The organism is uncultured Modestobacter sp. (genome assembly GCF_947486615.1).
In the GTDB taxonomy this organism is placed as follows: Bacteria; Actinomycetota; Actinomycetes; order Mycobacteriales; family Geodermatophilaceae; genus Modestobacter.
Map to the genome: position 1 here is coordinate 144,048 of NZ_CANKUD010000007.1, position 22,847 is coordinate 166,894.

A 22,847-nucleotide genomic window follows, 5' to 3' on the forward strand; every position below is an offset into this window, starting at 1 on the left:
TCGCCTGAGCCCCTTCGCCTGAGCCGGGCCCGACGGCCGGGGGCTCAGCCGTGCCGGACGACGAGGTCGGTCACCAGGCCGCAGAGGGCGGCCAGCACCACCAGCCCGGTGGCCAGGGCCGCGGTGCGGGGTGCCCGGGCGTCACCACCGGTTCCGGCCGCGGCCTGGCCGTCCCGCTGGCGCCGGGGCGTCACCGTCCCCAGCAGGGCCAGCGCGGCGATCGCGGTCACCGCGGCCGGGACGACCAGCCGCAGGTCGTCGTGCACGGCCGCGCTGCGGGTCAGCAGCCCGGCGACCAGCAGCATGCTCAGCCCGGTGCGCTGCCAGGACAGCGCGGTGCGGTCCGGCTGGGTCTCCCCGGCGTCCCGGGGCGGTGGGCTGCCGGTCACCCGCGGACGATGTCCACCACGACCAGCACCAGCAGCACCACCACCAGCACCGCGACCAGCGCGGTGACCCAGCGGGCGGCGACGCCCGGTGGCAGCGGCTGGTCGGCGGCGATGGCCCGCTCGTTGCGGGTGTACCGGCGGTGCCCGGCCAGCGCGGTCACCAGCCCGGCCACCAGCAGCGCCACCGAGACGGCCTCCCCGCCGCCGGCGAAGCCCAGCCGCGGGGCGAACTGGGTCATCGCCACGCCGCCGGCGACCAGGGCCAGGCCGGTGCGCAGCCAGGCCAGCAGGGTCCGCTCGTTGGCCAGGCTGAACCGGTAGTCCGGGTGCGGCGGCGGGGCCGGGGAGCCGGACGGGGTCGACACGGCGGTCAGCGTAGGTCCCCGTCGTCCGGGGCTCCCGGAAAGCCCGCCCGGTGCGGTCGGTCCCCGGGCTAGCCTGGGGAGCGAGCGGCCGAGGACCGGCTGCGCACGCCCCGGCCACGACGGCCCGGGGCCGGCGACGAGTGACTGAGGGATCGACGTGCCCAGCGGCAAGGTGAAGTGGTTCAACCCGGAGAAGGGCTTCGGTTTCCTGGCCCACGACGGTGGACCGGACGTGTTCGTGCACAAGGACGCGCTGCCCGCCGGCACCACCGAGCTCAAGCCCGGCCAGCGGGTCGAGTTCGGCATCGTCCAGGGGCGCCGCGGAGACCAGGCGCTGCAGGTGCGGGTGCTCGACCCGCTGCCGTCCGCGGTCGCCGCCACCCGCAAGAAGCCCGACGAGCTGGTGCCGATCGTCGAGGACCTGATCAAGCTGCTGGACGACGTGTCGGAGGGCCTCCGGCACGGCCGGCGCCCGGACGCGCAGCACGCCCGCAAGGTGGCCACGGTGCTGCGCGCCGTCGCCGCCGACCTGGACGCCTGAGGGCTGGCCGCCGTCAGCCGGCCGGGGGCGCCTCGGTGGTGCTCTCGATCGGCCCGGCGGCGGTGCGGATGAAGCCGACCGGCCACGCGCCGGACAGCCCCTCGCACGCGTCGGCGTCGGAGTCCTGCACGACCACCAGGTAGAACGTCGCCGGGACGACGTCGGAGGTGGAGATCTCGTCGAGGACGGTGGTGCCCGCCTCGACGTCAACCTCACCGATCCGCTCCTGGAGGTCCTCGTCGAACACCTGGACCTCCCAGCCGGAGTCGGCCACCGCGTCGGGCACCTGCAGCACGACCGTGGTGTCCGGCGCGACCTCCAGGATCGGCGGCGAGGTCTGGTAGCGCTGGCCCTCCCCGCCCAGGCAGTACTGGGTGGGGTCGGCGGTGATCGGGTCGCCGCCGGCCTGCACGGTGATCGAGGGGGCGACGGTCTCCCGGCTGCCCGTCCCGGAGTCCCCGCAGCCGCCCAGCAGCGCCAGCCCGGCCAGCAGCGCGGCCCCCGTCGACGCCCGTCCTGCCGTGCTCACGTCATGCCTCCCGATCGATGGTGCGGACGGTCCGGCGGGTGCGCAGGCTCCAGAGGGTGAGGCCGATCGCGAGCACCAGCAGCGCCGCGGCCACGGTGAAGCCCAGCCAGCCGATGGTGGGCAGGGCGACCCCGAGCGCGCCGCCGACCACCCAGGCCAGCTGCAGCCAGGTCTCGGACCGGGCGAACGCCGAGGCCCGCAGCCGGTCGGGCACCTCGCGCTGGATGATCGCGTCGAGGGCGGACTTGCCCAGGCCGTTGGCGATCGCGGCGACCCCGGCGACCAGCGCGGCCATCGGCAGGCTGAAGGTGAAGGCGGCCAGCACGGTGATCGCGGCGGCCACCCCGGCCGCGGCCAGCACCACCTTGTCCGGGCTGGTGGTGTGCAGCCGCGACCCGGCCGCGGTGCCCAGGAAGCTGCCGGCCCCGGCCGCCACGGCGATCGAGCCGAGCGCGACGGTGGCCGCCCAGCCGTCGTCCACGGTGGCCTGCACCAGGAACGCGGAGAAGATGGTGAGGAAGCCGCCCAGCCCGCGCAGCGCCGCGGTGGCGCGCAGCGCGGTCACCACGTGCGGGGTGGTGGCCCGGCGCCGTCCGGGCAGCTCGATCGGCGCGGTGCGCAGCACGTCGGCTGCCTCCTCGCCGGCCGGGACGTCGACGTGGGAGGGGAGCCGGACGGCGAGCACCGCGGCCACGGTGAACACCACGGCGGTGGCGCCGAGCTCCCAGCCGAAGCCGAGCAGCGCCGCGATCCCCGCGCCGACGGCCCCGAGCACCCCGCCGGCGGCCAGCCCGAACACCGACAGCCGGGCGTTGGCCGACGTCAGCGACATCGGCCCGGGCAGCACCCGGGGGACGACCGCGGCGCGCAGCACGTTGAAGCCCTTGCTCAGCACCAGCACCCCGAGCGCGGCCGGGTAGAGCGCCAGGTCGTCGTGGTGGGCGGCCATCAGCAGCGCCAGCACGGCCCGCGCGGCGAGGCTGCCGCTCAGCGCCCAGCGCCGGCCCCGCTGCAGCCGGTCCAGCGCCGGTCCGATCACCGGCGCGACCAGCGCGAACGGCGCCATCGTGACCAGCAGGTACAGCGCCACGTTGCTGCGCTGGGCGTCGGCCGCGGCGGCGAAGAAGAGCGTGCCGGCCAGCGAGACGGCGATCATCGCGTCGCCGGCCACGTGCAGGGCGTTGACCCAGACCAGCCCGGACAGCCCGCTGTCGCCGGCGCCGTCGGCCCGGCCGGCGGCCCGCACCCGGCGGACGGCGGCGCCGCCCAGCTCCCGGGTGCGTGCGGCGGCGACCCGGGTGACGGTCACCTTCGGTCCGCGGGGACCGGGCGCGGCCGGGCCGGACGGCGGGTGGGCTCCGGGTGCCGGCGTCGTCGCCGCGAGGGTGGGGCCGGCCGCCACCGGGGGCTGCGCGGCGGTGGGCTGTCCGGCGGTGGGCTGTGCGGCGGTGGGCTGTGCGGCGGCCACCGGGCGGGCGGCGGTGGGGGTGTCGTCGCCGGGCGGCTGGCTCGCGGCGACCGGCAGCGGCCGGGTCTGCTGCCGGCGCACGCCCATCGGTGAGGTGTCCACGCCGTGTTCCGGAGCCCGGCGTGCGGCGCGCAGCCGCCGGCGGGCGCGCGGGGCGGGGGAGTCGGACACGAGCCCATGGTGCCGCAGCTGCCTGTGCCGGTCCGTCGCCCTCGGCGCCGGCGGGGGACGGGCGCCAGCTGTCCGTGCCCGTCGGCTCACCCCGGCCGCGGTCACCGGGACGAACCGCCGTCCCGGTGACGCCGGCCGTGCCGGGGTGGCGCCATCGGTGACAATGGGGGGCGTGTCCGACTCCGAGTACGCCGCTGCCCCTGGCCCCGCTCCGGACGAGGTGCTGGCCGCCGCCGTCGAGCAGGCCCGTGCTGCCGCCGTCGAGGTCGCCGGGGATGCCGCCGCCGTGGGCGACCACCTGGGGGTGAGCCCCGAGCTGATCGGTCTCGACGAGGCCCCCGAGCTGGGTGCGGTCCGCACCCACTCCTTCGCCGCCACGCTGCCCGGCTACGTCGGCTGGCACTGGGCGGTGACCCTGGCCGTGGTGCCCGGTGACGCCGCCCCCACCCTCGACGAGGTCGTGCTCCTCCCGGGCGACTCCGCGCTGCTCGCCCCGGCCTGGGTGCCCTGGAGCGAGCGGCTGCGCCCCGGTGACCTCTCGGTCGGCGACGTGCTGCCCTCCACCGAGGACGACCCGCGCCTGGTGCCGGCCTACCTGGCCGACGACGACTCCGCCGACGACCCGGCCGGCCGGGTCGTCGCCGAGGAGCTGGGCATCGGCCGCGAGCGGGTGCTGTCGCCGGAGGGGCGCAACGAGGCGGCTGCGCGCTGGCGGGAGGGCGACTTCGGTCCGCGCTCGTCGATGGCCCGGCACGCGCCCGGCCCCTGTGCGACCTGCGGGTTCTTCCTGCCGCTGGCGGGCTCGCTGCGCCTGTCGCTGGGGGCCTGCAGCAACGCCTTCGCCCCGGCCGACGGGCACGTGGTGGCCGCCGACTACGGCTGCGGCGCGCACAGCCAGGCCAGCCTCGAGCGCACCGACGGCGAGCCTGCCGAGTTCACCCCGACCGCGCGCTACGACACCGCGGACTTCGACGTCCTCTGAGCGCAGGGCTCAGCGCTGGCCCTGCCAGCGCATGAGGGCCAGGCCGAGAAAGGGCAGGACGACGCCGGCGACGCAGGTCCAGGTCCACACCGGGTCGACGCGGTCGCCCAGGACCAGCAGCACGACCAGCGCGATGGCCCACAGCGCCGTCCCGGCCAGCACGACCCGGGTGGTGTCGACCTGCAGCGGCGGGGGAGAGGGGCGGGTGGGCGCGGGCACGCCCCGACCCTAGGGCCGGCGCAACCGGAACGGAACGCGGGTGGAACGACCCGGCCCGGCGCGTGTGGCACGCTGTCGCCGCTCGATGTCAGCTGCGCCGGGCGGTCCGCCGGTGTGCCGACATGCACCGGGGCCGTGCCGGTCGCCGTCCCCCGGGGGTCACCCATGCCCGACAAGTCCCGCAACCGTGCCCGCAAGGTCACCGGTGGCACGGGGGCGACCGCAGCCACCGGCACCGCGCCGGCCCCGGCCGACGCCGGCGTCCCCGCCGAGGTCGTCACCGGCCCGCGGCGCAGCGCCGGGCCGCAGGTCCGGCCGAAGAACGGGGTGGACCGGTACTTCGAGGTCACCGCGCGGCGCTCCACCTTCGGGCGCGAGGTCCGCGGTGGGCTGACCACCTTCTTCACGATGGCCTACATCGTGGTGCTGAACCCGATCATCCTGTCCGGCGCGGACATCGACGGGAACACGCTGCCCTTCGCCTCCGTCGCCGCCGTCACCGCCTTCGTGGCCGGTGCGCTCACCATCGCGATGGGCGTCATCGGGCGCTACCCGTTCGCGCTGGCGGCCGGGCTGGGCATCAACGCGATCGTCGCGGTCTACGCGGCCACCGAGCTCACCTGGCCGGAGATCATGGGCCTGGTCGTGCTGGAGGGCCTGCTCATCACGGTGCTGGTGCTCACCGGGTTCCGCCGGGCGGTGTTCGAGGCGATCCCCGCGCAGCTGAAGATCTCCATCGCCGTCGGCATCGGCTTCTTCCTCACCATCATCGGCCTGGCCGACGCCGGGGTGATCCGGCCGGGCTCGCCGCTGATCAGCTTCGGCGTGGGCGGTCAGCTGGCCGGTTGGCCGCTGCTCACCTTCGTCGTCGGCCTGCTGGTCACCAGCGTGCTCGTCGTCCGGCGGGTAAAGGGCGGGCTGCTCATCGGCATCGTCGTCACCACGCTGTTCGCCATCGTGGTGGAGGCGATCGCGCAGGTCGGGCCGCGCACCGGCGCCGACGGGAGTGAGGCGAACCCGCGCGGCTGGGCGCTGCAGGTGCCCTCGTGGCCCGACGACTGGATCGGCCTGCCCGACCTGTCGCTGATCGGGGACTTCTCGCTGTTCGGCGGGTTCTCCCGGATCGGTGTGCTTGCCGCCGTGCTGATCGTCTTCGCGATCATGATCGCCGACTTCTTCGACACGGTCGGCACGGTGACCGCCGTGGGCGCGGAGGGCGACCTGCTGGACGAGGACCGCAACCTGCCCCGCTCCCAGCCGGTGCTGCTGGTCGACTCGCTGGCCGCCGCGGCCGGTGGTGCCTCCAGCATCTCCTCGAACACCACCTACATCGAGAGCGCGGCCGGGGTCGGCGACGGTGCCCGCACCGGGCTGGCCAGCGTCGTCACCGGTGTGGTGTTCCTGGTCGCGGCCTTCTTCACCCCGCTGGTGCAGGTCGTGCCCTCCGAGGCCGCCGCGCCGGTGCTGGTGATCGTCGGCGCCATGCTGATCAGCCAGATCCGGGACCTGGCCTGGGACGACATGTCGCTGGTCATCCCGGCCTTCCTCACCATCGCGCTGATGCCGTTCACCTACTCGATCACCAACGGCATCGGTGCCGGCGTGGTCAGCTTCGTGCTGCTCCGGCTGGCGGTCGGCCGCCGCCGGGACGTGCACCCGCTGATGTGGATCGTGGCCGCGGTGTTCGTCGTCTACTTCGCGCTCGAGCCGATCCAGCAGCTGCTCTGAGGAAGGACCCCCTTTCCCCCCACCTCTCGCAGGCTCGGGGCGGGCCCCTGAAGGGGGGCCGTTCCAGTACGTCGCCTCGCTCGGGGCGGGCCCCCGGACGGGGCAGGTCGTTAGTCATGCTTCCTTTCTACGGTTAAGGTGGAACACGTGGCACGGACGACGCTGGACACCGCGGCGCTCGCCCACGACCTGCGGTTGGCCGTGATGCGCTTCTCCCGGCGGCTGCGCAACCAGCGGGTGGACACCTCGGTGACCCTCACCCACCTGGCTGCGCTGTCGACGCTGAAGCGGCACGGGCCGATGAGCCCGGGGGAGCTGGCGGCGCACGAGCGGGTGCAGCCGCCGTCGATGACCCGGGTGGTCGTCGCGCTGGAGGCCAAGGGCCTGGTCACCCGGACGCCGCACCCGACCGACGGGCGCCAGGTGGTCATCGAGCTGACCCAGGCCGCCGAGGAGCTCATGACCGAGGAGGTCCGCGCCCGGGAGGCCTGGCTGTCCGGCCACCTCCAGGAGCTGACCGCGGAGGAACGCGAGGTGCTGCGCCAGGCCGCGGTGATCATGGACAAGCTCGCCAGTGGGTGACCTCGACGGCTGCTGACCCCACCCCGCGCGCCGGCATGTTCCGGGCGCTGCGCGTGCGCAACTTCCGGCTGTACGTCTCGGCCAACCTGGTCAGCCAGACCGGGACGTGGATGCAGCGCATCGGGCAGGACTGGCTGGTGCTCCAGCTGTCCGGGGACAGCGGCGTCGCGCTCGGCATCACCACCGCACTGCAGTTCGGGCCCACCCTGCTGTTCAGCTTCTACGGCGGTGTGCTGGCCGACCGGTACGACAAGCGCCGGGTGCTGATGCTCACCCAGGCGGTGATGGGCGTGCTGGCGCTCGGGCTCGGGCTGATGGTGGCCGCCGACTCGATCGCGCTCTGGCACGTCTACCTGCTGGCGCTGGGCCTGGGCGTCGTCTCCTCCCTCGACACCCCGGTGCGGCAGTCCTTCGTCTCGGAGATGGTCGGCCCCGGGCTGCTGGCCAACGCGGTCAGCCTGAACTCCACGGTGTTCAACGGGGCCCGGCTGATCGGGCCGGCGGTGGCCGGTGCGCTGATCGCGGTCTCCGGCGGCGACACCGCCCCGGCGTTCCTGGTCAACGCCGCGAGCTTCGCGACCACCATCGCGGCGCTGGCGTTCATGCGGGTCGGGGAGCTCGACCGCAGCACGCCGGTGGCCCGCTCCCGCGGGCAGCTGCGGGAGACGCTGGCCTACACCCGCCGGCACCCCGACCTGATCCTGGCGATGGTGCTGGCCTTCACCGTGGGCACCTTCGGCTTCAACTCCCAGATCACCATCGCGCTGATGGCCAAGGAGGTCTTCGGCCTGGGCGCCGGCGCCTTCGGCCTGCTGTCCACCGCCTACGCGGTCGGCTCGCTGTCCGGTGCCCTGCTGTCGACCCGCCGCAGCGCCCGGCCGCTGCAGCGGTTCCTGATCGTCTCCGCCGTCGCCTTCGGACTGCTGCTGGTGGTCAGCGGCCTGATGGGGCACTACATCGCGTTCGCCGCGCTGCTCGTCCCGACCGGCGCCGCCGCCCTGGTGTTCAGCGTGGCCTGCAACAGCTTCGTCCAGCTGGGCGTCGAGCCGCAGATGCGCGGCCGGGTGCTGGCGCTGTACTTCATGGCCTTCATGGGCGGGACGCCGGTGGGCGCGCCGCTGATCGGCTGGGTCTCCGAGCGGTTCGGCGCGCCGTGGGGCCTGATCGGCGGCGGGATCGTCTGCGTCGTCGTCGCGGCAGCCGCGGGTGCGGTGCTCTCCCGGGGGCGCCGGGTGCGCCTGGAGCTGCACGTCGTCCCGCCCAGCGCGCACCTGCACGTGGCTCCCGCCCGACCGCCGGCCGAGGTCGCGGGTCTCGTGGAGGCCGCGGACGGGGCAGTACCCGGGGAGCAGACGACGCGCGACCCGGTCCGCTGACGTGGTCGCAGACAGCGTTCGCGTTGTCACACGGCGCTGACAGACGTACCGTCAGCCCGTGCCCTCCGCAGGGTCGGTCGCCGCAGACCTCACCACGAGCTCGCTGCACCTCGCCGTGATCATCGCCATGGTCGCCGCAGGGGTCGCCGTGCTCGTCTGGCTGCTGCGCGTCTTCACCGGCCAGCGTCAGCACGACGTGGCCGCCCAGCGGCGGGCCCGCGAGCAGGCCGACCGGCCGCCCCGCCCGCCGGCCGCGCCGGCGACCCGGTTCATGGAGGCCACGCCGCCCGGCCCGGGCCTCGCCCCGCCCCGCCGCCGTCCGGCCGCCGGGCACCACCCCGCCGGACGCCGGGCACCCGGCACCGGTCAGCAGCGGGCCGTCACCCCCGCCGTCCGGCGTCCGCTCCAGCTCGTGGCGGCCGACCTGCGGAGGCTCACCCGGGAGCTGACCACCGTGCCCGGTGGCATGCCGATGGCCCGCCGGCGCGGTCTGCTCGCCGCCTACGACGACGTGCTGGTCGAGGCGGCCGACCTGCTGCAGGTGCCGCACCGCCTGCTGGACACCCCGGAGGGCGCCCGGGAGTTCGAGCGGCTGCGGCTGCTCGGCGAGCTGGAGGCCGCCGGACTGGTGACCGGCTGAGCGGATCGGCCGGCCGGCTCTTCCTCGCCGTCGACCCACCCGCGACGGCGGTGGCCCACCTCGACCGCGCGCTCGCGCCGCTGCGCTCCGCGCCCGGCGCCCCGCGCTGGACGCCGTCCGCGCGGTGGCACCTGACCCTGCTCTTCCTCGGCGAGGTGCCCGCCGACCGGCTCGAGCCGCTGGTCACCGCCGTCGCGCCCGCGGTGGCCGCTGCTCCCGCGATGTCGCTGCAGCTGTCCGGCGCCGGCAGGTTCGGGTCCCGCCGTCGTCCGGCGGTCTGCTGGGCCGGGCTGGCCGGTGACGTCCCGGAGCTGACCGCGCTGGCCGGCCGGCTGACCGGCGCCGCGCGCGGGCTGGGCCTGCCGGTGGAGGACCGCCCGTTCCGGGCGCACCTCACCCTCGGCCGGTGGCGGCCCGGCCAGCCGGCCGACGGCGACCTGCCCGAGCGGCTGGCCGGGTACCGGGGGCCGGGGTGGCCGGTGCCCGAGGTGGTCCTGTGGCGTAGCCACCTCGGGCCCGAGCCGCGCTACGAGCGGGTCACCGCCTGGACGGTCGGCTGACCCCGCCCGGTGCGGTGGCACCGGGCGGGGCACCGACGGCTCAGGCCGGAGCCGTGGCCGGGGGTGTGGCCGTGGCCTGCGGGAAGAGCCGGCGCAGCACGTCGGACAGGGTGATGACCCCCAGCACCTCGTCGTCGTCGGTGACGACGGCGAGGTGGTTGCGGGTCTCCCGCATGGCGGCCAGCGCCGCGTGCACCGTGGTGTCGGCCGTCAGGGCGAAGACCGGCCGGGCGAAGTCGGCGGCGGCGGCGCTCCCCGGTGCGGTCAGCGTGTCCCGGACGTGCACCACCGCGGCCGGCCGCTCACCCGCCCCGACCCCGAGCAGCACCCGGAGGTGGCCGGAGGTGCGGGTGGCCGCGCGCACCTGCTCGACGGTCGCCGCGGCCGGGACGCCGGTCAGCGGCACGTCCGGGGTGAGCAGCTCGCGGACGGTCAGCTGCTCCAGCTCCAGCACGCCGGCGATCTGCGCCGAGTAGCGGGCGTCCAGCGCGCCGACGTTCGCCGAGTGCTCGACCAGGTGCCGCAGGGCCTCCGGGGTCGACCCGACCGCGACCTGGTCGGCCGGCTCCACCCCCACCCGGCGCACCAGGGCGTTGGCGGCGGCGTTGAGGGCCCGCAGCAGCGGCCGGGTGAGCACCAGGAAGCCGCGCATCGGCAGCGCGAGCAGGGTGGCCGACCGCTCGGGGTGCGCGATGGCCCACGACTTGGGCGCCATCTCCCCGACGACCAGGTGGATGAAGGTGACGATCACCAGCGCCAGCACGAAGCCCACCACGTCGGCGGCGACCGCGGGCAGCCCCCAGCCCTCGAAGAGCGGGGTGAGCCAGTGGTGCACGGCCGGCTTGGTGATCGCACCGAGCGCGAGGGTGCAGACGGTGATGCCCAGCTGCGAGCCGGCCAGCAGCAGGGTCAGCTCCGAGGAGCTGCGCAGCGCGGCACGGGCCGAGCGGCTGCTCGCCGCGGCGTCCTCCAGCCGGTGGCGCTTGGCCGCCATCAGCGCGAACTCCACGGCCACGAAGAAGGCGCTGAGCCCCACGATGGCCACGGTCGCGGCCAGGACGACGATCGGGTCGTCGGTCATCGGGAGGCCTCCTCGTCGGCGCGGTCAGTGGCCCGGTCGGTGCCCGGGAGCTCCAGCCGCAGCCGGGAGGGGACGTGCCGGTCGACGGCCAGGACGGTGACCCGCAGCAGCCGGCGGGCGGGCGCGTCGTCGTGCACCAGGTCGGCCGGGTCGGCCGGCAGCTCGACGTCGAGCACCGTGCCGACGTCGGGCAGGTCGCCGTGGGCGGCGATGACCAGGCCGGCGACGGTCTCGTGGTCGCCGCGCGGCAGGTCGATGGACAGGGACCGCTCGACCTCGTCGACGTGCACGTCGCCGGCCATCTCCCAGACCCCGTCGTCGGCCACCGGCTCGTAGGTCGGGTCGGCCGGGTCGTGCTCGTCGGTGATCTCACCGACCAGCTCCTCGGCGAGGTCCTCCAGGGTGAGCACGCCGGTGAAGCCGCCGTACTCGTCGATCACGCAGGCGAGCTGCTGCCCGGCCTCGCTGAGCTGGCGCAGTGCGTCGGGCAGCGCGGCCAGCGACGAGACCACCAGCGGCGGACGGGCGATGGCGGTCACCGGGGCGGTGTCGGGCTGGCCGGTGCGCAGCAGGTCGGCCAGCTGGACGACGCCGACGACGTCCTCGCTGCCGGCAGCGAGCACCGGGTAGCGGGAGTGCCCGTGCGCCATCAGCTGCCGGAGCTCGCCGAGGGTGGTCGTCTCGGGGACGGTGGCGACCCGGGACCGCGGCACCATCGCGTGGTCGACGTCCCGCCGCGGGAAGTCGAGGATCCGGTCGAGCATCATCGACAGCTCGGCCGGCAGGTCACCGCTCTCCCGGGAGTCCTCGACGATGTGCTCGAGGTCCTGCGCGGTCGCCGCGTGCTCGACGTCGTGCACCGGCTCGATCCTCAGCGCGCGCAGCAGCAGGTTCGACGCCTGGTCGAACACCCAGATCAGCCAGCCGAACAGCGCCAGGTACAGCGCCGTGGACCGGGACAGCCACCGGGCGACCGGCTCGGAGCGGGCGATGGCGAGGTTCTTGGGGAACAGCTCGCCGAACAGCATCTGCACCAGGGTGGAGAACAGCAGCGCCAGGACGGCGCCGGCGCCCATGGCCACCGCGGTCGGCACACCGGTGCCGCCGAGCAGCTCGCCGAGGGAGTCACCGATCAGCGGCTCGGCCACGTAGCCGACCAGCAGCCCGGTCACGGTGATGCCGAGCTGCGCGCCGGAGAGCATGAACGAGGTGCGGCGGGTGATCGCCAGGGTGCGCTCCGCGGCCGCGTCGCCGGCCGCCGCGGCGGCGCCGACCCGGGAGCGGTCGACCGCCATGTAGGCGAACTCCTGGGCGACGAAGTACCCGGTGACCGCCGTGATCAGCAGGACCACCAGCACACCCGTGCCGAGGGAGAGGAGCGTCGTCACCGGCCCCGCACCGCCTCAGTGGGGCAGCGGTACGGGGCCTGGGCTATGTGGTGTTCGCTCATGTCTCTCTGTCGGTGGGGGACCTGGACTCCCGGTCCCGTGGACTCGGCCAACGGTCCGGGCCCGCCGACGGTTCCCCCGCCGGCGGCGGTGCGGGCCGGATCACCCGACCGGGTCAGCCGTCGGCGACGGCGGTCCGCTCACCAGGCGTAGTCCATCGGCGCCGGCTCCTTGCCCGGGAAGAGCTCGTCGAGCCGGTCCAGCTGCGCCCGGTCCAGGGTGATCCCGGTGGCCGCCAGCGAACCGGTGAACTGCTCCATGGTCCGGGGCCCGACGATCGGCGCGGTGACGGCCGGGCGGGAGAGCAGCCAGGCGAGGCCGACGTCCGCGGGGGCCAGACCCCACTCGGCGCAGGCGTCCTCGTAGGCCTGCAACGCCGGCCGGTGCTCCTGCACCGCCTGCTGCACCTGCTCGGAGCTGCGCCGCCCGCCCTCGGTCTTGGCCAGTACGCCGGCCAGCAGGCCGCCCTGCAGCGGGCTCCAGGGCAGGATGCCGATGCCGTGGTGCTCGGCGGAGGGGATGACCTCCAGCTCGATGTCCCGGGTCAGCAGGTTGTAGATCGACTGCTCGCTGACCAGGCCGGTGAAGTGCCGCGCGCGAGCGGTCGCCTGGGCGGTGGCCAGCTGCCAGCCGGCGTGGTTGGACGACCCGACGTAGAGCACCTTGCCCTGGGCCACGAGCGTCTCGCAGGCCTGCCAGATCTCGTCCCAGGGCGTGGCCGGGTCGCTGTGGTGGAACTGGTACAGGTCGATCCAGTCGGTCTGCAGCCGGCGCAGTGAGGCGTCGCAGGCGCGCACCAGGTTGCGGGCGGACAGGAACGTGTCGTTGGGCCAGTCGGACATGCCGCCGTAGACCTTGGTGGCCAGCACGGTGCGCTCCCGCCGGCCCTCGCCCTGGGCGAACCAGCTGCCCAGCACCTCCTCGGTGCGGCCCTTGCCGGCGTCGAAGCCGTAGACGTTGGCGGTGTCGAAGAAGTTCACGCCCTCGGCGTGCGCCCGGTCCATGATCGCGTGGCTGTCGGCCTCGTCGGTCTTCCAGCCGAAGTTCATCGTGCCCAGGCAGAGGCGGGAGACGGACAGGCCGCTGCGGCCGAGGTGGGTCTGGTCCATGCGCCCGAGCCTGGCACCCTGGCCGCCGTGCCGCAGACCGATCCGCCTGCCCCGGCGTCCGACTCCGCCTTCGACGTCGCCACCGCCGTCACCCGCAGCGAGGGCGGTGGCCTGTCCGCGACCCTCGACCCGGGCTGGGACGTCGGCGGCGGCATCCTCAACGGGGGCTACCTGCTCTCGGTGGTCGCCCGGGCCGCTGTCCTGGAGTCCCCGCACGCGCACCCGGTCGCGCTCTCGGCCAGCTATCTGCGCGCCGCCGCGGCCGGCCCGGCGTCGCTGACGGTCACCCCCGGCCCGGCGGGGCGGACACTGGCCCACTCCACCGTGCTGCTCTCCGACGCCACCGGGCCGGCGGTCAGCGTCCAGGCGACGACGGCGACCCTGACCGCCGACGAGCCGGCGTTCTCCTCGCCGATGCCGGCCGCCACCCCGCTGGCCGACTGCTTCTCCATCGCGGAGAACGCGCACCTGGCGCCGTCCTCGGTGTCGGTCCCCGGCCTCACCCGGCGGGTGGAGACCCGGCTGGACCCGCAGACCGCGGGCTGGGCGCTCGGGCAGCCGGGGGAGGAGCCGGTGCTGCGGGCGTGGGTGCGCTTCGCCGACGACCGCGAGCCCGACCCGCTGGCGCTGGTCACCTTCGCCGACGCGCTGCCGCCGACGCCCTGGGCGATCGGGCTGTTCGGCTGGGCGCCGACGGTCCAGCTGCAGGTGCTCGTCCGCGCCCTGCCGGCGCCGGGCTGGTGCCTGGTCGAGGCGCGGGCGAGCGAGATCGCCGGCGGCTGGATCGACGAGGACTACCGGATCTGGGACTCCACCGGCCGGCTCGTCGCGCAGAGCCGCCAACTCGCCCGCGCCCCCAGATAGCGGATGGAACGGCCCCCTCGCAGGGGCCCGCGCCGAGCGTGCGAGGCGTGGGGGGCGAGGGGGTCCTTCTTCAGGCCTCCTGGCGGAGGACCGTGGCCGGGTCGGCGCGGTCGGCGGCCCGCTGGGCGTAGAGCGCGGCGAGCCCGGCGACGAGCAGGACGACGACCGCGCTGAGCGCCAGCGCCGGCCAGGGCACGTCCAGCAGCGGCGTGGGCGGGCGGACCTGGTCGACGTCCAGCCGCCGGTAGACCAGCGCCACCGCACCCGCCGCCAGCACCCCGCCCAGCAGCACGCCGGCGACCGCCACCCCGATCAGCTCGACCAACAGCGAGCGCAGGTGTGCGGCGCGGGTGAGCCCGAGCCGACGGGCCATCACGTAGCCGGCGACCCGGGTGCGTGAGCGGGCCTCCAGGTACAGCAGCAGCCCGCCGACGGCGATCACGCCGACGAACACCGCCAGCGCCGACAGGTAGCCGAACGTCCAGGTGATCCCCAGGAAGTTGGCGGTGTTGAGCACGACCGCCGGGGTGATCTCCCGACCGGGCAGGCCACCGGCGTCGACGAGCGCATCGACCGCCGGGGCGAGCGGCCCGTTGGTCCAGACCTCCGACTGCCGGTTCGAGCCGGCGGTGCGGTCGATGGCGGGCACCCGGTCGGCGGCGACCAGGACCATCGGGTCGACGGTGCGCCGACCCGGCAGTACCCGGGCCTGCGCGACCACCTCGGCGGACAGCGGCGTGCTGCCCAGCCGCAGTTCCGGGTCACCCAGCGGCACCCCCTGGACCACGACCGGGACCCGGCCGTCGACCTCGGGACCCTGCAGTGCGGCCATCAGGTCGGTGAGGGACGCATCGGCGAAGGAGTCGTCCCAGAACGCCGTTCCGGCGAAGGTGCCGGGGTCGACGGCCAGCACCTGGACGTCGACGCGGTCGCCCTCGGCGTCGACGACGTCGCCGTCGTACCGGACGACGAACGTGCCGATCGGATCGACTCCGGGCACCGCGTCGATCCGGGACACCGACGTGAGGGCGCGCGCGGCACCGACCTGCACTCCCACCTTCGCGTCCAGGGTGGCCTGGGAACTGGCGGTCAGCGTGGCCGTGTAGCCGAGCACGGCGACCGGCAGGGTCACCGCGACCAGCAGCGTCGCGGTGGCCAGGCGGGCGGCGGTGAGCCGGTTGACGGCGAGGAAGACGGCGGGGGAGCGGCGGCCGGCCCAGCGGCGGAGCCGGGGCAGCAGCGCCGTGACCAGCCGGGCCAGCAGCGCCGCGGCGCCGGCGACCGCCAGCAGCGGGAACGCCACGAGCAGCCCGTTGACCTGTGCGACGCCGGCGTCGCTGACCACCGCCTCCCGGCTCTCCAGCAGCACCCAGCACCACGCGGCCGCGACCAGCAGTGTCACCTCCCAGGGCACCTTCGCCGGCCAGCGGGGTGCGGCGCCCAGCGGCCGTTCGGCCGTGCCCCGCGCACGGAGCCCGGCGACGGCGGCCGCCGCGCCCAGGCCGACGACGAAAGCAGCCACCCCGGCCCAGCCCGCGGCCGTGGTCGCCGACCGGTCGAGGTCGTCGGCCGGGCCCAGGCCGGCGATCAGCAGCCGGGAGGCCGCCCAGCCCAGGGCGGCCCCGGCCAGCGCCGGCAGCCCGAGCTCGAGCGCGGCCTTGCCGGCCAGCGGCACGGGCCCGACCCCGCGGGCGGCCAGCAGCCGCACCTCGGTGGCCCGCCGGTCGGCCCAGAAGCTGCCGGCCGCGGCGACCAGGACCAGCGCGAGCAACGCCCCGGCGACGGCGACCGGGATGACCGGGCCACGTAGTCCGCGCTCGATCAGCGACGCGCGGTCGGCCGCCTCGCCGAGGCGCACGTTGACCGCGGCGAACCGGTCTTCGGGGTCCAGGCCGGTGGCCGTCCGCTGGGCCGTGGCCTGGGTGTCGATCAGGCCACGGGCCTCGGAGATCGAGAGCTCGTCCCGGTCGAGGGGCACCTCGGCGAGCTGGTCGACCCCGCCCATGCCGGGGCTCAGTTCGTAGAAGACGGCGGGGTCGGTGGTCAGGGCGAGCGCCGGCGGCGGGACGTTCGCGCTGGTGTCGTTCGCGTACAGCTGGCGGTAGTCGCACCAGAAGGCCCCGGGGTCGACGCTGTAGAGCGCCGTGTACAGGCCGACCACGTCGACCGGGACGCCGGCGACGGCGATCCGGTCACCCAGCGCGATGCCGGCCCCGTCGGCGTAGTCGGCGGGCAGCCAGATGCCGGCGCCCGGACGCTCCGCCACGACGTCGACGTGCTCGAGCGCGGCCGGCCGGTGGAAGAGCGTCACGCCGATGGACGCGGGCTCACCGGCGGCCGTGGTGACCCCGCCGCCGCCTGCCACCAGCACCGGCCGGCTGTCCCGACCCTGCTCGCGCCAGGCGGCGGCCAGGGCCTCGTCGGTGGCCGCGGTGGCCGGCGTTGCCGACGGGTCCCCGTTCTGGTCGAACTGCAGGGTCCACAGGCCCGTCTGCAGCCAGCCGGCCTCGGCGCACTGCGGGGCGAGCTGCTGCTGCAGGGCAGCCGAGCGGGCGGAGGAGAGGAACAGTGGGGCGGAGGCGACCGCGCAGGCCAGGATCGCCGAGGTCACCAGCACGGCCAGCACGGCGGCGGGCTGGCGCAGGCCGAGCAGCGGTGCCCGGGTCCAGGGCGCCAGGCGCCAGAGCGGCGGGCGGCTCACGCGGGTGGCCCGTCGGTGAGCACGCCGTCGCGCATGGAGAGCACCCGGTCGGCGCGGGCCCAGGCGATCTCGTCGTGGGTGGCGATCAGCACCGCCGAGCCCTCCCGGGCGGCGTCGGTGACCGCGTCCAGCAGCCGGTCGGCGTGGCCGCGGTCCTGGTGGGCGGTGGGCTCGTCGGCCAGCAGCACCGCCGGGCGCAGCAGCAGTGCCCGGGCGACGGCGACCCGCTGCTGCTCACCGAGGGAGGCCTGGTGCGGGTAGCGGTCGGCCAGGTGGTCGATGCCGAAGTCGGTCAGCAGCGCCCGGGCGCGGGGCTCGGCGTCGGCGGTGGTGCCGCGCAGCCGGGCGGGCAGCAGCACGTTGTCGGCCAGGCTGAGGTCGGCAACCAGCCCGAGCGCCTGCGGCACCAGGGCGAGTTCGCGCCAGCCCAGGTCGGCCGGTGGGCGCCCGGCCAGCGGTCCCAGCTGCTCCAGCCGGCCCTCGTCGGCGGTCTCCCAGCCGCACAGCAGCGCCAGCAGGGTGCTCTTGCCCGAGCCCGAGGGCCCGACCAGGGCCACGAACTCCCCGGCGTCCACCCGCAGGTCCACCCCGGCCAGCGCGGTCACCGTCTCCGCGCCGCGGGCGAACCGCTTGACCAGGCCGGTGGCGGCGAAGCCGCCGGCCGGCTGCAGCCGGGGGCTCATGCCGCGACCAGCCGGCCGTGGTCCAGCCGCACGAACCCGTCGGCGATCGCCATCACCCGCGGGTCGTGGGAGGAGATGACGAAGCCGACGCCGGCGGCGGCGAGGTCCTCCATCGCGACCAGCACCCGCTCGGCGGCGGCGGTGTCCAGCTCGGCGGTCGGCTCGTCGGCGACCACCAACGCGGGGTTGCCGACCACGCCGCAGGCCACGGCCAGCCGCTGCTGCTCACCACCGGAGAGCTGGGCGGGGTGGTGGTCGGCGCGCTCGCGCAGGCCGAGGCGGCCCAGCAGCTCCAGGGCGTCGTCCTCGGTGGCCGGTGCTCCGCGCAGTGCGGCGGCGAGCCGGATCTGGGCCACGGCGTCCAGGTAGGGCAGCAGGTTCTCCCCGGGCCGCTGGAACAGGTAGGCGACCTGGCGCTGGCGCAGCTTCCGCCGGGCCCGGGCGCCGAGCCGGTCGACCCGCTGCCCGGCGATGAGCACCTCCCCGTCGTCGGGGGAGTCGATGCAGGCCAGCAGCCGCAGCAGCGAGGACTTCCCCGAGCCCGACGGGCCCACCACCACGGTCACCTGGGCGCGGGGGATGGCGACCGTGACGTCGTCCAGGGCGGTCACCGACTCGGTCGCCGTCCGGTAGGTCTTGCGCACGCCCCGGCAGACCGCGGCCGGCGCTTCGGGGGTGCTGAACAACGGGTCGGCCAGCGGGTCGGCCGCGAAGTGGAAGCCGTCGTCGGTGCTCATCGAGGCGAGAGCCTAGGTGCTGGGCGCAACCACGCCCGGGAGGTCCACGTCCCCGGTCAGATAGCGCTGGACGGTGGGCCCGACGGCCGCGACGAGCTCGTCGGCGGTCGCCGAGGCGAGCGGCTCGACGCGCAGCACGTAGCGGGCCATCACCACCCCGATCAGCTGCGAGGCGACCAGCGAGCCGCGTGCCTCCGCCTCGGCGGCAGGGAGGCCCAGCGTGCCGACCACCCGGCGCAGCACCTGGGAGACCAGGAACTCCCGCAGCAGCCGGGCGGTCCACTCGTTCGTCACCGCGGAGCGCACCAGGGCGAGCCCGGCGGACCGCCCCGGGCCGTCCCACACCTCCAGCAGCAGCTGGACGACGCGGGCGCCGAGGTCCGCTGGCCCGCCGGCGAGCAGTTCGGGCAGCAGCTCCTCCGGGTCGGCCGGTGCCTCGATCGCGGCGAGGAACAGCTTGTCCTTGCTGCCGAAGTAGTGGTGCACCAGGGCGGGGTCGACGCCGGCGGCGGTGGCGATCACCCGGATCGAGGCGCCGTCGAAGCCACGCTCGGCGAAGGCGGCGCGCGCGGCGGCGAGCACCGCGTCCCGGGTGTCGGGGTTGCCGGGCCGCCGTCCGGTGGGCCGGGCGCGGCGGGCGGGCTGGCTCAGCTGGTCCTCCTCCGCAGGGTGGCCGCCGCCAGGCCCAGGGCCAGCAGCGCGGCGCCGGCCACGACGCCGACGTCCACCCACATGGTGCCGGTCGCCTCCGACGAGGCGCCCACCTCCTGCAGCGCCTCGACCGCGTAGGTCAGTGGCAGCACGTCGCTGACCGCCTGCAGCCACCCGGCCAGCTGGTCGCGCGGCACCAGCAGCCCGCAGAGGAAGAACTGCGGCAGCACGACCACCGGCATGAACTGCACGGCCTGGAACTCGCTACGGGCGAAGGCGCTGGCCAGCAACCCGAGGGCGACACCGAGCACCGCGTCGACGACGGCGATCAGCACCACCAGCGCGAGCGGGCCGGCGACGTCCAGGTCGTAGGCGGTGGTCGCGACCGTCACGGTCACCAGCGCCTGCAGCGCCGCGGCCAGCCCGAAGGCGGTGCCGTACCCCAGCAACAGGTCCAGCCGGGACAGTGGCGTGGTGAGCAGCCGTTCCAGCGTCCCCGACGTCCGTTCCCGCAGCATCGCGATGCTGGTGACCAGGAACATCACCACGAACGGGAAGACCCCCAGCATGGTCAGCCCGACCCGGTCGAACGTCCCCGGCTGACCGGGCGGGGTCGGGACGTCGGCCCACAGCAGGTACAGCAGCCCGAGCAGGGCGCTGGGCAGCACCAGCAGCATCGCCACGGTGCGGTGATCGTGCCGCAGCTGACGCAGCACCCGCCCGGCGGTGGCGGAGGTCAGCCGGGGGGAGAGCGCGGTGGTCATGCCGCCACCCCCTCGGCGCGGACCGGGGAGAGGAACGCCTCCTCCAGGTCGTCGGTGCCGGTGCGGGCGCGCAGCTGCGCCGGGGTGGAGTCGCTGAGCAGCCGCCCGTCGCGGAGCAGCAGCAGCTGGTCGCAGCGGCCGGCCTCGTCCATCACGTGGCTTGAGACGACCAGCGTCGTCCCGGCCGCGGCGAGGGCGTGGAAGTGCGCCCAGAGCTCGACCCGCAGCAGCGGGTCCAGCCCGACCGTCGGCTCGTCGAGCACCAGCAGCTCGGGCCGGGCGACCAGTGCGCAGGCCAGCGAGGCCCGCCCGCGCTGCCCGCCGGACAGGCCACCCACCAGCTGCCCGGCCGCGGCGCCCAGGCCCACGTCGGTGAGCGCGGCGTCCGCGGCGGCGGCGTCCCGGCCGGCGAGGGCGGCGAAGTAGCGGGCGTTCTCCCGGACGGTCAGGTCGGGGTAGACGCTGGGCGACTGGGTCACGTAGCCGACCCGGGCACGCAGCTCCGCGGCGCCGGCCGGCCGGCCCAGCACGGTGACGGTGCCCGAGTGCACGCGCTGCACGCCGACCACGGCGCGCAGCAGGGTGCTCTTCCCGCTGCCGCTGGGGCCGAGCAGGCCGGTGACCCGGCCGGGTGGCACCGAGCAGCTGACCTGGTGCAGGACCCGGCGCGCACCGCGGTGCACGACCAGGTCGGAGACGGCGACGGCGGCGTCCACGGGATCCTCCAGAGAACTCAACGGCTGATGAAGTCAACGCTAGATGAGTTGTGTCGGCAGGACAAGACCCGGGGCCGTCGCCCGGGGGTTCAGCTGGTGCGGCCCAGCTCGGTGAGCAGCCGCCGGCGGCGGTCGTGCTCGTCGGTCGAGAGGTCGTAGAGCTCCGCGCCGCTCTGCCGCTCCTTGGCCACGTACATGGCCACGTCGGCCTGCCGGAGCAGGGCGCCGATCTCCACCGGCTCCTCGCCGGTGGCGGCCACGCCGATGCTGGCGCCGATCTCGAGCGCGAGCCCGTCGACCGGGAACGGCGCGCGCAGTGCGTCGCGCAGCTGCCGGGCCGTGGTGCACGCCTGCTGCGCCGTGACCTCCGGCAGCAGGACGGCGAACTCGTCGCCGCCGAGCCGGGCCAGCAGGTCGGCCTCTCGCAGCAGCGGCTGCAACCGGGGTCCGACCTGGGCCAGCAGCCGGTCGCCGTAGCCGTGCCCGAGGGTGTCGTTGACCTCCTTGAACCGGTCCAGGTCCATCAGCAGCACGGCGAGCCGGACCCGGTCGGACAGCAGCTGCGCGCCCCGGGTGAGCAGTGCCGCTCGGTTGGGCAGGCCGGTCAGCTCGTCGTGGGTGGCCTGGAAGGCCAGCCGGCGCTGCAGCTCCAGCCGCTCGGTGACGTCCCGCGCGGTCACCAGCAGACCGCCGATGACCGGGTCGCCGCGGCGGTCGGAGGAGCTGACCTCCAGGTGCCGCCAGCCGCCGTCCCGGTGCCGGGCCTGGACCAGGAAGACCTGGGAGGAGTCCTGCTCGCGGGTGACCGGCTCGCCGTCGGCGGTGAAGAGGTCGGCGTCCTCGGCGTGCAGCAGGTCCTGCGCCTGCCGGCCCAGCAGCTCCTCGCGCGACCAGCCCAGCACGTCGGAGACCGAGTCGGAGACGAAGGAGATCTGCCCGCCCGGGGTCAGCAGGGCCAGGACGTCGTTCGTCGCCTGCACCACCGACCGGAACCGGCGCTCCCGTTCCAGCGCGACGAGCAGGGCGTTGAACGCCGCGGCGGTGGCGCCCAGGTCGTCCGCGGCGCCGACCGGCAGGGCCAGCGCGGTGGCCGGCGGGACCCGGCCCTGCGCGGTGGCCACCGGGTCACCGACGGTGTGCGTCACCTCGGTGATGCGACCGGCGAGCAACCGGAGGCGGCTGCCGACCACGTGCCGGGCCAGCAGCCAGTTCGCCGCGCCCAGGACCAGACCGGCGACCAGGCAGGCCACCCGGAACACCGGGTCGCCCGCGTAGCGGGACGGCACGCCCAGCAGCACGGCGAACAGCGGGAAGACCGCACCGACGGCGAGACCCAGCACGACCATCCCGGCCGCCAGCCGGGTGAAGGCCGTCCAGCGGACAGGGGTGTCCCCTCGGCCCGTCGTCCGCGGTGGCGCCATGGGGTCAGGTCGGCAGCCAGGCGCCTCGACCGCACCCCTGGGGGACCGGTCTCCCCCCGGCGAGGGGGATCCGGGCTCAGCCACCGGCCGGGGAGGTGGGGCGCCGCCGACGCACGGCGTCCAGCAGGGCGATCAGCAGCAGCGGCACGATCGACCACGATGCCAGCACCCACAAGGCCCGGACGACGCCGTCGTCGCCGAAGTAGGCCGCGCCACGGAGTGCCCGCACCGCCACGCCGGGCGGCAGGATGCCGGCCAGGGGCTGCATCCACGGCGGCAGGTACTCCGCCGGCAGGTTGCCGGTGCTCGTCGCGTTGCCCAGGATGATCAGCCCGATCGAGGTGACGAACGTGCCGCCCGATCCGATCGCGCGCAGGACCAGCGCGGCCGGTGCGGCCACCGCCAGCGCCAGCAGCCCGACCAGCAGGGCCACGGTCCCGAACCCGCCGGGGACGGCGTCGAACAGCACCCCGGCGGCCCACGCGACCAGCAGGCCGGAGACCGTCGCGAACAGCAGGATGCTCACCACCCGCCACCGCAGCGGCAGCTTCGGCGCGGCCTGGTAGGAGTTGATCCCGAACAGGAAGCCGCCGAGCACCACGCCGAACGCGCTGTAGAAGATGCCCAGCCCACGGGTGTCCCCGGGCGACAGGGGCTGCAGGTCGACCACCTGCAGCCCCTCGGCGATCGGTCCGAACGCCTGGGTGAGCGTCTGGGTGACCCCCTGCCCGTGGGCGCCGGCCACGAGCAGCTGCGGCTGTGGGCCGTCGAGCAGCAGCGCCCCGTAGACGTCGGCCTGCCGGACGGCGTCCCGGGCTGCCGCCTCGTCCGGCAGCGACCGGACCGCGAGGCGCCCTGGGGACTGCTCCTCCAGCGTGCCGGCCACCGACTCGACCTGCTGGCTGCTGCCGACGACCGCCACCGGCAGGTCGTGCGGCACGGCGGCGTGGAAGGCGTCGAGGAAGACGACCACGAAGGCCAGCCCGACCACGGTGGCGACCAGCGCCGGGACGCCGACCCCGCGGACCAGTGCGGCGACCCGTGAACCGTTCGAGCTCTCGGTCTCGGCCGCGGCATCGGACGGTCCGGGTGGGGGACTGAATCCTCCGGGCACGCGTGCTC

Annotated in this window: 23 protein-coding genes and 1 pseudogene; 8 read left to right on the plus strand and 16 right to left on the minus strand. The window is 75.6% G+C overall.

Annotation, left to right across the window (positions count from 1 at the left end):
* Nucleotides 1-44 precede the first annotated feature (44 nt).
* Nucleotides 45-389 carry a DUF202 domain-containing protein gene (locus Q1A09_RS14420; protein ID WP_299956066.1) on the minus strand — a complete coding sequence of 115 codons (345 nt, stop codon included), beginning with the start codon at nt 387-389 and terminating at the stop codon, nt 45-47.
* On the minus strand, nt 386-754 hold the full coding sequence (locus Q1A09_RS14425; protein ID WP_299956068.1) for a YidH family protein: 369 nt from the start codon (nt 752-754) through the stop codon (nt 386-388). The genes Q1A09_RS14420 and Q1A09_RS14425 overlap by 4 nt, the downstream gene beginning before the upstream one ends.
* Nucleotides 755-911: 157 nt before the next feature.
* Between Q1A09_RS14425 and Q1A09_RS14430 the strand changes: the two are divergent.
* Nucleotides 912-1,103: pseudogene (locus Q1A09_RS14430) on the plus strand (cold-shock protein); the annotation flags it as partial.
* Between the two features lie 205 nt (nt 1,104-1,308).
* Here the strand turns inward: Q1A09_RS14430 and Q1A09_RS14435 are convergent.
* A complete protein-coding gene (locus tag Q1A09_RS14435; RefSeq protein WP_299956069.1) occupies nt 1,309-1,824 on the minus strand; it encodes a DUF2771 family protein in 516 nt (171 codons plus the stop codon).
* A 1-nt stretch (nt 1,825) separates the two neighbouring features.
* On the minus strand, nt 1,826-3,463 hold the full coding sequence (locus Q1A09_RS14440) for an MFS transporter (RefSeq protein WP_299956071.1): 1,638 nt from the start codon (nt 3,461-3,463) through the stop codon (nt 1,826-1,828).
* A 163-nt stretch (nt 3,464-3,626) separates the two neighbouring features.
* On the opposite strand from Q1A09_RS14440, the gene Q1A09_RS14445 reads away from it, so the two are divergent.
* The gene (locus Q1A09_RS14445; RefSeq protein WP_299956073.1) at nt 3,627-4,445 is read left to right on the plus strand and encodes a DUF3027 domain-containing protein; all 819 of its coding nucleotides are present in this window, start codon (nt 3,627-3,629) and stop codon (nt 4,443-4,445) included.
* Nucleotides 4,446-4,454: 9 nt separating this feature from the next.
* Here Q1A09_RS14445 and Q1A09_RS14450 read toward each other — a convergent pair whose 3' ends face one another.
* On the minus strand, nt 4,455-4,664 hold the full coding sequence (locus Q1A09_RS14450) for a DUF2530 domain-containing protein (RefSeq protein WP_299956075.1): 210 nt from the start codon (nt 4,662-4,664) through the stop codon (nt 4,455-4,457).
* Between the two features lie 165 nt (nt 4,665-4,829).
* On the opposite strand from Q1A09_RS14450, the gene Q1A09_RS14455 reads away from it, so the two are divergent.
* The 5 genes from Q1A09_RS14455 to thpR all read left to right on the plus strand — a co-directional run bounded on the left by Q1A09_RS14455 (nt 4,830) and on the right by thpR (nt 9,550).
* Nucleotides 4,830-6,392 (plus strand): NCS2 family permease, encoded by a 1,563-nt coding sequence (locus Q1A09_RS14455; RefSeq protein ID WP_299956077.1) that lies wholly within the window; start codon nt 4,830-4,832, stop codon nt 6,390-6,392.
* 147 nt (nt 6,393-6,539) lie between these two features.
* A complete protein-coding gene (locus Q1A09_RS14460; RefSeq protein ID WP_299956079.1) occupies nt 6,540-6,974 on the plus strand; it encodes a MarR family winged helix-turn-helix transcriptional regulator in 435 nt (144 codons plus the stop codon).
* Entirely contained in the window at nt 6,971-8,350 is a 1,380-nt protein-coding gene (locus tag Q1A09_RS14465) for an MFS transporter (protein WP_299956081.1), read from the plus strand. The genes Q1A09_RS14460 and Q1A09_RS14465 overlap by 4 nt, the downstream gene beginning before the upstream one ends.
* 58 nt (nt 8,351-8,408) lie before the next feature.
* Nucleotides 8,409-8,990, plus strand: a complete 582-nt coding sequence (locus Q1A09_RS14470; RefSeq protein ID WP_299956084.1) for a hypothetical protein — start codon at nt 8,409-8,411, stop codon at nt 8,988-8,990.
* Entirely contained in the window at nt 8,987-9,550 is a 564-nt protein-coding gene (thpR, locus tag Q1A09_RS14475) for an RNA 2',3'-cyclic phosphodiesterase (RefSeq protein ID WP_299956315.1), read from the plus strand. The genes Q1A09_RS14470 and thpR overlap by 4 nt, the downstream gene beginning before the upstream one ends.
* A 40-nt stretch (nt 9,551-9,590) precedes the next feature.
* On the opposite strand, the gene Q1A09_RS14480 is transcribed toward thpR, so the two are convergent.
* The 3 genes from Q1A09_RS14480 to Q1A09_RS14490 all read right to left on the minus strand — a co-directional run bounded on the left by Q1A09_RS14480 (nt 9,591) and on the right by Q1A09_RS14490 (nt 13,188).
* The gene (locus Q1A09_RS14480) at nt 9,591-10,631 is read right to left on the minus strand and encodes a CNNM domain-containing protein (protein WP_299956086.1); all 1,041 of its coding nucleotides are present in this window, start codon (nt 10,629-10,631) and stop codon (nt 9,591-9,593) included.
* Nucleotides 10,628-12,019, minus strand: a complete 1,392-nt coding sequence (locus Q1A09_RS14485; RefSeq protein WP_299956088.1) for a hemolysin family protein — start codon at nt 12,017-12,019, stop codon at nt 10,628-10,630. The genes Q1A09_RS14480 and Q1A09_RS14485 overlap by 4 nt, the downstream gene beginning before the upstream one ends.
* Before the next feature lie 200 nt (nt 12,020-12,219).
* On the minus strand, nt 12,220-13,188 hold the full coding sequence (locus tag Q1A09_RS14490) for an aldo/keto reductase (RefSeq protein WP_299956090.1): 969 nt from the start codon (nt 13,186-13,188) through the stop codon (nt 12,220-12,222).
* 27 nt (nt 13,189-13,215) lie between these two features.
* On the opposite strand from Q1A09_RS14490, the gene Q1A09_RS14495 reads away from it, so the two are divergent.
* Nucleotides 13,216-14,052: a thioesterase family protein gene (locus tag Q1A09_RS14495; RefSeq protein ID WP_299956091.1), complete on the plus strand. Its 837-nt coding sequence runs from the start codon at nt 13,216-13,218 to the stop codon at nt 14,050-14,052.
* Between the two features lie 70 nt (nt 14,053-14,122).
* Here the strand turns inward: Q1A09_RS14495 and Q1A09_RS14500 are convergent, their stop codons facing one another.
* The 8 genes from Q1A09_RS14500 to Q1A09_RS14535 form a co-directional block, all read right to left on the minus strand.
* Nucleotides 14,123-16,753: an ABC transporter permease gene (locus tag Q1A09_RS14500; RefSeq protein ID WP_299956093.1), complete on the minus strand. Its 2,631-nt coding sequence runs from the start codon at nt 16,751-16,753 to the stop codon at nt 14,123-14,125.
* Nucleotides 16,750-17,436, minus strand: a complete 687-nt coding sequence (locus Q1A09_RS14505; RefSeq protein WP_299956095.1) for an ABC transporter ATP-binding protein — start codon at nt 17,434-17,436, stop codon at nt 16,750-16,752. The genes Q1A09_RS14500 and Q1A09_RS14505 overlap by 4 nt, the downstream gene beginning before the upstream one ends.
* A complete protein-coding gene (locus tag Q1A09_RS14510; protein WP_299956097.1) occupies nt 17,433-18,173 on the minus strand; it encodes an ABC transporter ATP-binding protein in 741 nt (246 codons plus the stop codon). Before Q1A09_RS14510 ends, Q1A09_RS14505 begins: the two co-directional genes overlap by 4 nt.
* A gap of 12 nt (nt 18,174-18,185) precedes the next feature.
* A complete protein-coding gene (locus Q1A09_RS14515; RefSeq protein WP_299956098.1) occupies nt 18,186-18,755 on the minus strand; it encodes a TetR family transcriptional regulator in 570 nt (189 codons plus the stop codon).
* A gap of 65 nt (nt 18,756-18,820) precedes the next feature.
* Nucleotides 18,821-19,588 carry an ABC transporter permease gene (locus Q1A09_RS14520; RefSeq protein ID WP_299956100.1) on the minus strand — a complete coding sequence of 256 codons (768 nt, stop codon included), beginning with the start codon at nt 19,586-19,588 and terminating at the stop codon, nt 18,821-18,823.
* Nucleotides 19,585-20,304, minus strand: a complete 720-nt coding sequence (locus Q1A09_RS14525; protein ID WP_299956102.1) for an ABC transporter ATP-binding protein — start codon at nt 20,302-20,304, stop codon at nt 19,585-19,587. Before Q1A09_RS14525 ends, Q1A09_RS14520 begins: the two co-directional genes overlap by 4 nt.
* Nucleotides 20,305-20,393: 89 nt before the next feature.
* Nucleotides 20,394-21,725, minus strand: a complete 1,332-nt coding sequence (locus tag Q1A09_RS14530) for a sensor domain-containing diguanylate cyclase (RefSeq protein WP_299956104.1) — start codon at nt 21,723-21,725, stop codon at nt 20,394-20,396.
* Nucleotides 21,726-21,801: 76 nt separating this feature from the next.
* Complete coding sequence (locus tag Q1A09_RS14535) at nt 21,802-22,839, minus strand: hypothetical protein (RefSeq protein ID WP_299956105.1); 1,038 nt, start codon at nt 22,837-22,839, stop codon at nt 21,802-21,804.
* Between the last annotated feature and the right edge of the window lie 8 nt (nt 22,840-22,847).

Coding starts and splice junctions, on each gene's coding strand:
- Q1A09_RS14455 (WP_299956077.1), top strand. CDS start 4,830: ATGCCCGACAAGTCCCGCAACCGTGCCCGCAAGGTCACCGGTGGCACG.
- Q1A09_RS14505 (WP_299956095.1), bottom strand. CDS start 17,436: ATGAGCCCCCGGCTGCAGCCGGCCGGCGGCTTCGCCGCCACCGGCCTG.
- Q1A09_RS14520 (WP_299956100.1), bottom strand. CDS start 19,588: ATGACCACCGCGCTCTCCCCCCGGCTGACCTCCGCCACCGCCGGGCGG.
- Q1A09_RS14510 (WP_299956097.1), bottom strand. CDS start 18,173: ATGAGCACCGACGACGGCTTCCACTTCGCGGCCGACCCGCTGGCCGAC.
- Q1A09_RS14480 (WP_299956086.1), bottom strand. CDS start 10,631: ATGACCGACGACCCGATCGTCGTCCTGGCCGCGACCGTGGCCATCGTG.
- Q1A09_RS14445 (WP_299956073.1), top strand. CDS start 3,627: ATGGGGGGCGTGTCCGACTCCGAGTACGCCGCTGCCCCTGGCCCCGCT.
- Q1A09_RS14490 (WP_299956090.1), bottom strand. CDS start 13,188: ATGGACCAGACCCACCTCGGCCGCAGCGGCCTGTCCGTCTCCCGCCTC.
- Q1A09_RS14530 (WP_299956104.1), bottom strand. CDS start 21,725: ATGGCGCCACCGCGGACGACGGGCCGAGGGGACACCCCTGTCCGCTGG.